Annotated in this window: 11 protein-coding genes; 9 read left to right on the forward strand and 2 right to left on the reverse strand. The window is 34.5% G+C overall.

The window, feature by feature from the left end; translation table 11 throughout:
- Positions 1 to 16: 16 nt before the first annotated feature.
- Together R3E91_05735 and cydB are read left to right on the forward strand one after the other, a co-directional pair.
- Positions 17 to 1,378, forward strand: coding sequence for a cytochrome ubiquinol oxidase subunit I (locus R3E91_05735; protein ID MEZ5315687.1), 1,362 nt, complete (start codon positions 17 to 19; stop codon positions 1,376 to 1,378).
- Positions 1,375 to 2,415: a cytochrome d ubiquinol oxidase subunit II gene (cydB, locus tag R3E91_05740; GenBank protein ID MEZ5315688.1), complete on the forward strand. Its 1,041-nt coding sequence runs from the start codon at positions 1,375 to 1,377 to the stop codon at positions 2,413 to 2,415. The genes R3E91_05735 and cydB overlap by 4 nt, the downstream gene beginning before the upstream one ends.
- A gap of 47 nt (positions 2,416 to 2,462) precedes the next feature.
- On the opposite strand, the gene R3E91_05745 is transcribed toward cydB, so the two are convergent.
- Complete coding sequence (locus R3E91_05745) at positions 2,463 to 3,677, reverse strand: hypothetical protein (protein ID MEZ5315689.1); 1,215 nt, start codon at positions 3,675 to 3,677, stop codon at positions 2,463 to 2,465.
- 179 nt (positions 3,678 to 3,856) lie between these two features.
- A complete protein-coding gene (locus R3E91_05750) occupies positions 3,857 to 4,615 on the reverse strand; it encodes a hypothetical protein (protein ID MEZ5315690.1) in 759 nt (252 codons plus the stop codon).
- A gap of 282 nt (positions 4,616 to 4,897) precedes the next feature.
- On the opposite strand from R3E91_05750, the gene R3E91_05755 reads away from it, so the two are divergent.
- The 7 genes from R3E91_05755 (at position 4,898) to cyoE (ending at position 12,145) form a co-directional block, all read left to right on the forward strand.
- Positions 4,898 to 6,217, forward strand: a complete 1,320-nt coding sequence (locus R3E91_05755; protein MEZ5315691.1) for a PhoH family protein — start codon at positions 4,898 to 4,900, stop codon at positions 6,215 to 6,217.
- 160 nt (positions 6,218 to 6,377) lie between these two features.
- Positions 6,378 to 7,304: a hypothetical protein gene (locus R3E91_05760; GenBank protein MEZ5315692.1), complete on the forward strand. Its 927-nt coding sequence runs from the start codon at positions 6,378 to 6,380 to the stop codon at positions 7,302 to 7,304.
- A gap of 231 nt (positions 7,305 to 7,535) precedes the next feature.
- Entirely contained in the window at positions 7,536 to 8,408 is an 873-nt protein-coding gene (gene cyoA / locus R3E91_05765) for a ubiquinol oxidase subunit II (GenBank protein ID MEZ5315693.1), read from the forward strand.
- Complete coding sequence (locus R3E91_05770) at positions 8,405 to 10,363, forward strand: cbb3-type cytochrome c oxidase subunit I (protein MEZ5315694.1); 1,959 nt, start codon at positions 8,405 to 8,407, stop codon at positions 10,361 to 10,363. The genes cyoA and R3E91_05770 overlap by 4 nt, the downstream gene beginning before the upstream one ends.
- The gene (locus tag R3E91_05775; protein MEZ5315695.1) at positions 10,360 to 10,956 is read left to right on the forward strand and encodes a cytochrome c oxidase subunit 3; all 597 of its coding nucleotides are present in this window, start codon (positions 10,360 to 10,362) and stop codon (positions 10,954 to 10,956) included. The genes R3E91_05770 and R3E91_05775 overlap by 4 nt, the downstream gene beginning before the upstream one ends.
- Positions 10,957 to 11,289 carry a cytochrome C oxidase subunit IV family protein gene (locus R3E91_05780; protein ID MEZ5315696.1) on the forward strand — a complete coding sequence of 111 codons (333 nt, stop codon included), beginning with the start codon at positions 10,957 to 10,959 and terminating at the stop codon, positions 11,287 to 11,289.
- Position 11,290: 1 nt separating this feature from the next.
- Positions 11,291 to 12,145, forward strand: a complete 855-nt coding sequence (cyoE, locus tag R3E91_05785; GenBank protein ID MEZ5315697.1) for a heme o synthase — start codon at positions 11,291 to 11,293, stop codon at positions 12,143 to 12,145.
- The last annotated feature ends 114 nt before the right edge of the window (positions 12,146 to 12,259 follow it).

Raw genomic sequence — 12,259 nt, forward strand, 5'->3', positions numbered from 1 at the left:
TATTTTAGGATAAAAGATGGATATTACCTTTTTATCTCGTATTCAATTTGCGTTGAATGTGTCTTTTCATTACCTCTTTCCTCCAATCAGTATTGGTTTGGGATTCATGCTCATCATTATGGAAGGAGCATATCTGAAAACAAAAAATTCTGTCTATGAGAGGATGACTCGTTTTTGGGTAAAAATATTTGCAATTGTCTTTGCTATTGGAGTAGCAACCGGCCTCGTACAGGTGTTTGCATTTGGCACCAATTGGGCGCACTTTTCTCGTTTCGTTGGTGATGTCTTTGGAAGTATTTTAGGTGCTGAAGGAATTTTTGCCTTTTTTCTAGAATCAGGGTTTTTAGCAGTGCTTCTTTTTGGTTGGCGTCTTGTGAGTCATAAAGTCCATTTTTTTTCGACAATTATGGTGACTTTAGGCGCCCATTTTAGTGCTATATGGATTGTAATTGCAAATTCTTGGATGCAGACTCCTAACGGATATAAAATTATCGGTGAGGGATCAGCACAACATGCAGTGATGGAGAATTTTTGGCAGGTATTGAATAATCCCTCATCTATTGATCGATTATGTCATGTATTAATAGGAGCTTGGTTGACAGGAGGGTTTCTTGTTATTAGTGTGAGTTCTTATTATCTTCTGAAACGCCGTTACCTTGATATGGCAACTAAATCATTTAAAATTTCTCTCGTTTTTATATTCATTTGTGTGATTTTACAGTTAATTTCAGGTGATTCTTCTGGAAGAGGATTAGTCAAAAACCAACCTATTAAACTTGCAGCTTTTGAGGGAGTTTACACTACCACTGCACCTACAACCATGTGGGCAGTAGGAATGGTCAAACCAAAAGAAAAAAAAGTCATTGGGATTCCAATCCCAGGTATGCTGTCTTTATTGATTTATCGTAACTTGAAAGAACCTGTGATGGGTTTAGACCAATTTCCTGCAGATTTATGGCCTCCGGTAAGCATTGTATTTCAAACATATCATGGAATGATTTTCATGTGGATTATGATGGCTATGGCTGCTTTTTGTGGATTAGTTGCCTGGATAAGAAATAAACTTTTAGAAAGTAAAAATACCCTCCGATTATTGGTTATTTCAATTCTATTTCCTGAAATTGGTAACCAATTAGGCTGGTACTCATCTGAAATTGGAAGACAACCATGGGTAGTATATAATGTATTAAAAACAGTGGATGGAGTTTCAAAAAACATCCAAAAAGGACAGGTGATTTTTTCTTTAATTTTATTTGTAGTTATTTATTCTTTAATCTTCACTTTATTTATTTATCTAATCAATCGTAAAATTCAACAAGGACCAGAAGAAGTGGAATCTCAAAAATGTGATCATTTATTTTACGAGGGCAAATCATGATCGAGGCATGGGAATATGGTTTGATGATTTTTTGGTATATTGTCTTTGTAGTATCAGTAGCATGTTACGGTATGCTTGATGGTTTTGATTTAGGTGTGGGATCTTTACATCTATTTGTCAAAAAAGATGAAGAAAGACGCATTTTTCTTAATGCAATCGGCCCTGTTTGGGATGGAAATGAAGTTTGGCTTGTGATTGTTGTTGGAGGTATGTTTGCAGGATTTCCTTCTGCTTATGCGACTTTTTTTTCCGCTTTCTATATCCCTATCTACTTTTTAATATTTGCATTAATTTTTCGTGCAGTTGCTATTGAATTTCGTAGTAAGCTTCCGACAAGATGGTGGAGATCCTCTTGGGATGTTCTTTTCTTTCTTGCGAGTGTCGTGATCGCATTTGGGCTCGGGGTCGCTTTGGGTAATCTTATTCAAGGCATTCCACTAAATGAAGATCATGAATATATTGGGGAGATGATTTTAACTTTTCTACGTCCTTATCCTATTCTTGTAGGGATTCTGACTCTTTCTCTTTTCACATTACACGGGACAATTTACCTTGTGATGAAAACAGAAAAAAGCCTGCAGAGTCAATTGATAAGATGGCTTCGTCCTACATTAATTTTTTTCATTATCTCCTATGCGATTACTACCGTAGTCACCTTAATCTACCAAGAGCATATGGTAGAGACGATTCGTGAGCGCTCTTATCTTTTTTTTATTGCACTTGCTAACATTTTCGTAGTAGCTAATATTCCTCGCGAATTTGACAAGCATCGTTATGGATGGGCATTTATTTGTTCTTGCATCAATATTGCTTTGCTTTTAATCCTTTATGCCTTAGGTTCTTTTCCTAACTTAATTCGTTCCAGTATCAATCCTGAATTAAACAGTATTACTTTAATTAATGCAGCTTCTTCTACTAAGACATTGAGCATTCTTTCATTGATTGTCTTCATTGGTTTGCCATTAGTTTTTGGCTATGGCTTTTTTATCTACCGTCTTTTTCGTGGAAAAGTTAAGTTAGACCATATGAGCTATTGATCAATCTCATAGATCTCCTAAGGAAGGAGACCTATTGATTTATCGTCTTATTCTATCGAAAGGACATGATAAGCTGGAAAGGCAAAATTATTGTTAGGACGTGGAGAGGCCATCAAAGTGACTCTTTTCCCTACCAGTCGATCGAGGTTAATTTTTGTGCTATAAAGAAAAGCAATTGGAAGAGTTTCATTTCTTAAGAGATAATCACCAGGACGATTTTTAACTGGACGGTCGTACGGCTCAATAATGCCTGCAAGAATAGTTGCATTAGCTTCTTCAAGATTATAAAAACTTTCTATATCTTGCTCTTCATTACGAGCTAGCCAGAGATGAAAAAAAGAATCTTCAAGAGGTTTCCATGCCAGCATCTTATCAGTGATTTCTTGATCACTTAAGCTTGCTACACCCATTGTATTAGCTGCAGTTTCCCCAATTTCTGAAAACTTAAACTTGTTCTCTTCGTAAATAGGGTCGATGGCAATCCCTAGTTTAGCAAGTCGATCAATATGAGTAGGAGTTAATTGGATAGGATGATTTTGATTTTTGTTATCAAGAAAAGCCATTTTTTTATGAGCATAAATATCTTGAATCACAGAATGTGCTTCTTGGACTCTTTCTAAAATATCAGGAAGATCTGAGTAATTGTTAGTGAGTTTTTCAAAATTCATATTAATTGTATCGAAATCAATTTGTTCAAAAGATTTCTGAATTTGTCCTTGAGCAAAAAGAAATGCAGCACTAAGAAGATGGGTTGCTTCACGGTGGCGTTTTTCCATAGTGGCAATTAATTCGACGGGACCTACATCTTCAATATACTCTTTAGCAATATAGAAGTGGCTTGAAGCAGGGAGATCAATCTCTAACCATTTATTATTCACATCACTGACAGTACCTTCAACACGGTCTCCTGTATTGATTTTTGCAACAATAGGCGCATCAATATCTGGATAAAGGCGAACATTGACACGATCACCCTCTACATACCCATCAAAGACAAAGGTACGAAATACATATCCTTTCATCTCTTTTTTTGGCTCTATCATGTAATAATCACCTTCTTCACCTAAGATAGCAAATAGCTGGCCCTTTCGTGTTTCACAGACCACATGCGCGTCTGCAGAGGGTTGGGTACGCATACGCACTTTTGAACCAACTATTTTCCCTGTAAAGGATTTAAATAATGAATTTGTTTTCTCTTGGTTTGCATTCAAAACGATTGAAAAAGATGCGAAAAAGCAGATAACAAAGAGTTTTTTTAACATGATCACCTCATTTTATTTCATCTAAATTTGTACGTATTCAATCTTAATATATCAAGGGAAAAAAGAAGAAAGAGATTGGATGAATTATAAAAATAAGATCAATTAGATTGATAATTTTAGATAGGATTAAGACAAGTAAGTCTCCATGTTCTTTTTAACACTTGGAGCCATTCACATCCTTAACTGTGTAATAATACTGCTTTAATATGTTCGCAATTTGCTTGCCCACAGGTACATCCTAATGGAGTCCCTAGATAAACTGTATAGTGTTCTTTAGAATCAAGAGGATTTGTGACAATATAAATTTTATCACTTTCACTACTTTCTTTAATATTCCAAGTACGAAACTTGAGATCTTCTTCGGTCACGAGACTATCTTCTTGCATGTCATTTTTAGGAATATGATGAATTGCACGTGCAAGCTGGCAATGTGTACAGTTACAATGAGGTTCAGGTTTTGGAAATGCTTCCAAATCTCCCCCCATAAACAATTTGGCCATTCCAACTGCTTTTTCTAAGACTTCTAATGGCATATCTGGAGTATCTGCTTGCTCTTGGTTATGTTGAAAAGCAGACTCTAGGTTTTCAATTCCAGGAATGCCTCCAGAAATTCCAAAACGAATAGGAATATTTGAAAGCTGCTCGGGAGATAGACCCATTAATTGTTGGATTAAACTTCCAAATGTCTTGTTTCCTCCCTCAGGTTTATCTGATCGGCTTTTTCCTTCCAAATATTTCATATGAGAAGAGAAAGCAATATCTATTAGAGCCGCTTCAATTTCTGGAATTTCCACAATTTTATTCTCAGCAAGACGTAGAATTAACTTATATTTTTTAGTTGTAGAATTCTCTTCTGCTTGAAGAAGTTTGACGTGTTCCCATGTCGTTGAAATATGTGGAGGGATGCAGATGAGTTTTTCGTTGATTTTTACTTTCATAGAGCCCTCAATTATTGATTTAACTTTAGTTTAAACGAGCTAAAGATTTCAAGCAAGTATTTTTAGCGGTCTTATGTAAAGAGTGCTAAATTTAAAGATGCTTTTGAAAAAAGCATATGAATATTTATATCAATTTAGATAATTTAAATTATTAGAAATATTTTAATTTTTAGATGATCGTAGAAATGAGACGATGAGAATTTCTCGAGAGATCTTTTGATAAATTTCTTGAAACTCTTGTAATAAGATTATGACATTTTTTTCAATAATTTGAGGTAAAATTTGATTGATAGGCAAACATTTGTTCTTGATACGAGTGTCCTCTTGCACGATCCGGATGCACTGACTGCTTTTGGGAATAACGATGTAGTGATTCCTTTAGCTGTTCTTGAAGAAATTGGAGATAGAAAATCTTTTCGTGGCGAACTTCCTAAAAATAGCAGAGAGATTTTACAGGCTTTTGAATCTCTTAAAAAGATGGGTAAGGGAGATTTTTATCAAGGGATTATCTTGCCCAACGGCACTCGCATTCGGATTCAGCTAGAAGTGAATAAAAAGTCCCATAGTTCACACTTTTCTATTTCTTTAAGCTCTACTACTCACACTATTTTGATGACTGCTTATTTTCTTTTTGAAAGTGGAGAAAGAGTAGTAGTAGTTACAAAAGATTTAGCCATGAGAGTTAAGGCTGAAGCTATGGGTCTTAAAGCCCAAGACTATGGAAAACAAAAATTTTCTTATGAAGGTCTCTACAAGGGTTATCGGAAAATCCTTCTTCCCAAACATGAGATTGATCTGTTTTTTAAAGATGGAGAGGTAGTGCCTTCATCTTCTGAAAACTCTTTTTTCCCAAATGAATATTGTCTGATGACAGCGGTTGAGGATTCTTTTGCTGTGGGAAAATATGATTTAAATAGGCAAAAAATTGTTTCTCTAATTGAGAGTCCAGAGAGTATTTGGGGGATTCAACCGTTAAATATTAAGCAAAGATGTGCAATAGATCTTCTTCTAAGAGATGAGATTAAACTTATTACGATGATTGGTCCTGCTGGAACTGGTAAGACGATGCTTGCTTTAGCAGCAGGATTAAGGAAGGTATTTGATGAGAGAATATATAAACGGATTTTAGTCAGTCGTCCGATTATTCCTTTAGGTCGAGATATTGGGTATTTACCAGGCATGAAAGATGAAAAACTTTCTCACTGGATGCAGCCAATTTACGATAATCTCGAATACTTATGCCAGTCACATGATAATGCACCTAATGAAACATTACGTTGGGTCATGGAAGGTAAAAAATTGGAAATGGAGGCAGTGACCTATATCCGTGGTCGGACATTACCAAAGATTTATATGATTATTGATGAGGCACAAAATCTTACACCTCATGAAGTAAAAACTATTATTTCACGAGCTGGTCAAGATACGAAAGTCGTATTAACTGGGGATCCAACACAGATTGATAATCCCTATTTAGATAAGCATTCAAATGGATTAACTTATCTTGTAGAGTGTTTTAAAAAAGAAAAGATCTATGGTCATATTTTTATGGACAAGACAGAACGTTCTGAACTGGCTGCTTTAGCAGCAGAGATTATGTAAAGCAAATGTCTTAGGTTTAACTTCAATTTAGATCGATCTATAAGAGATGATTTAGCTGAGATTAATAAGAGTTAAAAAATAACAATCTTTTTATGATCATATAGTATTTGTTTTTTTAATATTTTAATTAATGATAAAAATCTCTCTAATTAATTTTTTTATGAAGACTCTTTGTATTTTTTTTATCCTTTTTTCTACAATTTTTTCTTTAGATGCTTTGGAGAAGCAAGAAGCTTCAGTATTTGCAGGAAATGTTATTGCTTCATCAGCTTTAAATACAGAAACAGGGTTGTTTGATCACCAAATATTTTTATCTTTTACCCATTTAAATGGATTTTATGACAATCAGAGCCAGTTAGTTTCAGATGTAAATATGAATAAATATGGATTTGAATTACAGATGACATATGGATTAATCAAGAATGTCGATTTTACTCTCGATATACCTGGATATCAGATTCATAATCGGGGAAGAAGTAGTTTTAGTTTTGGGGATATAAGAGCGTATTTTGGTTTTCAGCTGATACAAGAAGGAAAAATTCGCTATGCTCCTACGATTCGATTTTTAGTGGGAGAGATATTTCCTTCGGGAAAATATGATTTTTTAGATGAATGGTTTGGAGGAGGAGATGGATCAGGTATTGGTGCTTTTTCAACTTTTTTGATGTTCATTGCAAGTCAGACATATTTTCAATCTCATCCGTTAAGATGGACATTGAATGTGTATTATGCACTCTATACAAAAGCAAATCTCATGGGAAAAAACGTCTATACTGATTTTCCGGGCGAAGTCAAACCCGGAGCACAGTTGACTACAGATCTTGCTTTTGAGTATAAATTTAATGCATCATGGGGGTGTGGAATGGATATCTTTTTTGAACAACAAAATAGTTCCGCTTTTCATAGTTTTTTTCCAGAAGATCCCATTTCTCATCTACCTTCTTCTTATACTTTAAGTTTGGCTCCTTCAATTGAATATAATTTTAATGAAAAAATGAATATGATTTTTGGGTCATGGTGCACCTTAGTGGGAAGAAATGACTTTTCTTTTCAAACCATGCTATTTGGATTCACTTACGAATTTTAAATAGATTGAAAAGGATTTCACTTATGATTTTTCATCTTCTTTTGATCCATTTTTAAAATTTATCTATTGGTTTAAAAAATCATTTAGTCGTCTTGGTCCAATATTTTTTTTATCGATAAAAAATAATTTCTTTTTGAATAAAGCAAAGATTCGTTTAAATAGAAATTTTTAAAGAATCAGGTTAGATGGACTTGAAAAAATTTCTATTAAATTAACTATATCATTTTGATAATGAAAAAAATACGCATCATTTTTCTTGCTTTAATTTTTCTTGCGATTGTTATTTTCACTATCTTCTATTTCATGATTCATGACGTTACCCTCCTTAAACCAGATGGTTTAATTGGGATAAAAGAGAGAAATCTTTTAATTGATTCTTCTTTGATTATGCTTCTCATTGTCATTCCGACAATTGTTCTTTGTTTAGCATTTGCTTGGATTTATCGGGCAAGTAATAAAAAAGCTAAATACACTCCTAAATGGGCAGAAAGTACCTTGGCAGAGGTAATATGGTGGTGTATTCCTTTTATTATTGTCATTATTATCAGTGTGATGACTTGGAAAACAAGTATTGAGCTTAATCCATTTCGTCCAATTGAGACAGATAAAAAAGAGCTTACAATTCAGGTGGTTGCTCTTCAGTGGAAGTGGGTATTTCTCTATCCGGAAGAAGGGATTGCAACAGTAAATTATCTTCAAATTCCAATTGAAACGCCAATTCGTTTTGAAATTTCAGCTGAGGCACCGATGAATTCTTTTTGGATTCCTGACCTTGGAGGACAGATTTATGCGATGCCAGCTATGCGGTCGATTCTATATTTAATTGCAAATCAAGAAGGGGATTTTACAGGATATTCTGCGAATATTAGTGGAAAAGGATTTGCTGAAATGACATTTCAAACACATGCAACATCAAAAGAGAGCTTTGATAATTGGGTGAGTACAGTCCAAGAGTCTTCGGATTCAATGGATTATTCCGTGTATCAAGAGCTTGTTCAACCCACTACGAATCACCCCATAGCTACCTACCACCTTAAGCAGAAAGATCTTTTTGATAAGATTTTGAATCAATATAAGCCATTAAGAAACAATGAGGATATATGAATTTTTGGCAAGGTAGGTTCACTACAGAAGTATTTAAACATGATTGGATTGAGTATATGGCAGGAGCCTCAATGGTTTTAGGTCTCCTAACTGTCATTATAGCTATTACCTATTTCAAAAAATGGAAATGGCTTTGGCGAGAGTGGTTAACTACTGTAGATCATAAGAAAATTGGAATTATGTATCTCATTGTTTCCGCGATGATGCTTTTTAAAGGGTTAATTGATGCAGGAATGATGCGTGCACAACAAGCAATAGCTTTTGGCGATTCATTAGGATATTTGGGGGCTGATCATTTTCAACAGATTTTTACTGCTCATGGAGCAACCATGATTTTTTTTGTGGCAATGGGAGTGATTTTTGGAATTATTAACTTAATTATTCCGCTACAAATTGGAGCACGTGATGTGGCGTTTCCCTTGCTTAATTCAATAAGTTTTTGGCTTTTTAGCGCCGGATCTCTTTATATCCTTGTTTCTCTTATCTTAGGTTTTTTTGCTGGTACAGGATGGAGTGCATACCCTCCTCTTGCTGGGCTAAAATATAATCCTGGAGTTGGAGTGGACTATTGGATATGGATGATTCAGATATCAGGGTTAGGTACTACTCTTTCTGGGGTAAATTTTTTAGTGACTATTTTAAAAATGCGCTGTCCAGGTATGACATTGATGCGGATGCCTATCTTTGTGTGGACTGTGCTTGTGACAATGGTTCTTGTAATTTTTGCTTTTCCTATTTTAACAGCAACAACAGGCATGCTCTTAACAGATCGTCTTTTAGGTACGCATATTTTTACCTCCGATTATGGGGGAAATCCAATGATGTATATCAATTTATTTTGGGCTTGGGGACACCCAGAAGTTTACATCCTTATTCTACCTGCTTTTGGATTTTTTTCTGAAATTGTGCCTGTTTTTTCACAAAAACGTCTTTTTGGTTATACATCGATGGTATGGGCAACCATCGCAATTGCCTTTCTTTCTTTTATTGTTTGGCTCCACCATTTCTACACTATGGGAGCTGGTCCATATGTCAATGCTTTTTTTGGAATGATGACTGTAATAATTTCTGTGCCAACAGGAGTAAAAATTTTTAATTGGCTTTTTACAATGGCACGTGGAAGAGTTTTGTTTACAACACCTATGTACTGGTTTATTGGGTTTGTGGTGATTTTTACATTTGGGGGGATGGCAGGTGTCATCTTATCTATTCCAGCAGTAGATTTTCAGTTGCATAATAGTTTATTTTTAGTGGCCCATTTTCATTCAGTCATCATTGGAGGTGTGTTATTTGCGATTTTTTCTGCTTATACTTTTTGGTTTCCAAAGTTTTCAGGGTTTCGGTTAAATGAAACGTGGGGGAAATGGGCATTTTGGTTTTGGTTTTTTGGATTTATTATTGCATTTTTACCTCTCTATCTACTTGGTTTAGATGGAATGACAAGGCGATTAAATCATTATAATAATCCTAATTGGCAACCACTACTTATGATTGCTTTTTTAGGATTTCTATTAATATTTATTGGTTTCATCTGTCAATTGATTCAGTTGTACGTCAGTATTAAACAGCGAAAAAAAGGAGAAGATATGACAGATCCTTGGAATGGGTATAATCTCGAATGGTCAACTAGCTCGCCTCCACCTTTTTATAATTATGCATCTATTCCAAAAGTAGATAGTCGTGATGCGTTTATGGAATCTAAAAAATTGAAAATAGAGAGAATTCCTTCCTATCATGATATTCATATGCCTAAAAATTCTTCAATTGGGCTACTGATCGGGTGTTTCAGCTTTTTTTTAGGGTTTGCAATGGTATTTTATCTCTATTGGCTTGCCAGCATTTGTTTTATTGGAATTCTTACTTGTCTTATTAGACGACTTTATCAATCAGAAACCGAATATACCCTGACAGCTGAAGAAGTCAGAAAGATTGAAAAAAGGAGAGGGCACGTATGAAAGCCTCGAATCAGAGGATAAAAGCAGATTCTTATCAAATTTATTCAAGGACTATTTTTGGTTTTTGGATCTACCTTATGACAGATTTCATGCTTTTTACCACTCTTTTCGCAACGTATGCTGTGCTTCATCATAATGTTTTTGAGGGGCCTTCAGGTCGAGATCTATTCAATTTACGAGATATTCTTTTGCAGACACTCGTTTTTTTAATTAGTAGTTGTCTGATGGGTTTCGGTAGTGTAATGGCCCACCGAAGAGATAAAAAATGGACAGTATTTCTTTTTATAAGCGTGTTTTTATTAGGCACTATTTTTTTTTGGATGGGAATCCAAGGACTTTCTTATCTTGTAATTCATGGATATAATTGGCAACAGAGTGCCTTTTTATCGATATATTTTACAATTATTGGGACATATAATTTACATCTTCTATTTGCCTTACTTTGGCTTATTGTCTTTATGATACCTGTAATTAAATATGGTTTAACAGATGTAAGTATTAGACGTCTTACATGTTTACGGATATTTTGGCAATTTTTAGGAATAATTTGGATCTTTATTTTTACTGTGGTTTATTTACTAGGAGTAATATAAATGATTGAACCTAGTCATAATTGGAATACTAGCTTTAAGCCTGTCATTTGGGGATTCATTCTTTCGATTGTTTTTACATTAGTTACTTACTTTATTGTTGTGGAAAATCTCATCTTAGGATGGAAATTGATCACTATTTTAATGGGATTCACAATTACACAAGGAATCTCACAGTTAATATGCTATCTCCATTTGGGTATTGAATTAAAGCCTCGTTGGAACTTGATGTTGTTTTGTTTCATGTGCTTTTTAATGGTAATTATTCTTACCGGAACTATATGGATTATGGATAATCTTAGTTATCACTTAGTTCCACATTTAGTGAGGGTATAGCATGAGCAATTTCATCTCCTATTTCAAACTCACCAAGCCAGGGATTGTGATGGGGAATGCGATTACATGTGCTGGGGGATTTATGTTAGCTGCGCAGGGAGATATCATCTGGAATGTATTTTTTTTAGTTTTAACAGGACTAAATTTAATTGTAGGATCTGGTTGTGTACTTAACAATTATTTCGATCGCCATCATGATGCTAAAATGGCGCGTACGAAAAATCGTCCTCTTGTAAAAGGAGATATTTCAGTTGAAAAAGCGCTGATATTTGCAGGATTTCTTTGGTTAATCGGCAGTGGTATTTTGCTTATAGGATCAAATTTATTGACTGTATGTTTAGCATGGGCTGGTTGGGTGATCTATTTAATGTTCTATACTTTTTTAAAGTATCATACTTTTCATGCAACTCTAGTTGGTAGCATTGCAGGGGGTATTCCTCCTATAGTAGGGTATTTATCTGTGATTCCTGAAATTAATGGAACTATCTCAATTTTCTTTTTGATGATCTCTTTTTGGCAAATGCCTCACTTTTATGCAATTTCTATCTATCGATTCGAAGAATATGCTTTAGCTTCTATTCCCGTTTTACCGGTTATCAAAGGAATGGAAGCAACTAAAAAACAGATATTGTTTTATCTAATGGGTTTTCTAGGTATTTCGCTTCTTCTTTTGTTTTTTGAATCTGTGAGTCTATTCTATGTTGGGATAGTTGTTTCTTTAGGTGGGATTTGGCTACTGATTGCTTTGATTGGGTTTAATAGATTAAACGATAAGAAGTGGGCACGCTTAATGTTTTTTTGTTCACTAGCTGTGATTATAGGAATCTCCCTAACAGTTCCTTTTTTCTATCTTTAAAACTATCTAAACTTATGATTTGAGTATTTAAAAATGCGTAATTATTTTATCAAAAAAAAAGACCCCGAAAAACGGGGTCTAACCTTTTTACATTAATGAGTAATGATCGCTTTT

The organism is Chlamydiales bacterium (assembly GCA_041395025.1).
In the GTDB taxonomy this organism is placed as follows: Bacteria; Chlamydiota; Chlamydiia; order Chlamydiales; family JAAKFR01; genus JAJACP01.

Coding starts and splice junctions, on each gene's coding strand:
- R3E91_05735 (MEZ5315687.1), top strand. CDS start 17: ATGGATATTACCTTTTTATCTCGTATTCAATTTGCGTTGAATGTGTCT.
- cydB (MEZ5315688.1), top strand. CDS start 1,375: ATGATCGAGGCATGGGAATATGGTTTGATGATTTTTTGGTATATTGTC.
- R3E91_05745 (MEZ5315689.1), bottom strand. CDS start 3,677: ATGTTAAAAAAACTCTTTGTTATCTGCTTTTTCGCATCTTTTTCAATC.
- R3E91_05750 (MEZ5315690.1), bottom strand. CDS start 4,615: ATGAAAGTAAAAATCAACGAAAAACTCATCTGCATCCCTCCACATATT.
- R3E91_05760 (MEZ5315692.1), top strand. CDS start 6,378: ATGAAGACTCTTTGTATTTTTTTTATCCTTTTTTCTACAATTTTTTCT.
- cyoA (MEZ5315693.1), top strand. CDS start 7,536: ATGAAAAAAATACGCATCATTTTTCTTGCTTTAATTTTTCTTGCGATT.
- R3E91_05770 (MEZ5315694.1), top strand. CDS start 8,405: ATGAATTTTTGGCAAGGTAGGTTCACTACAGAAGTATTTAAACATGAT.
- R3E91_05775 (MEZ5315695.1), top strand. CDS start 10,360: ATGAAAGCCTCGAATCAGAGGATAAAAGCAGATTCTTATCAAATTTAT.
- R3E91_05780 (MEZ5315696.1), top strand. CDS start 10,957: ATGATTGAACCTAGTCATAATTGGAATACTAGCTTTAAGCCTGTCATT.
- cyoE (MEZ5315697.1), top strand. CDS start 11,291: ATGAGCAATTTCATCTCCTATTTCAAACTCACCAAGCCAGGGATTGTG.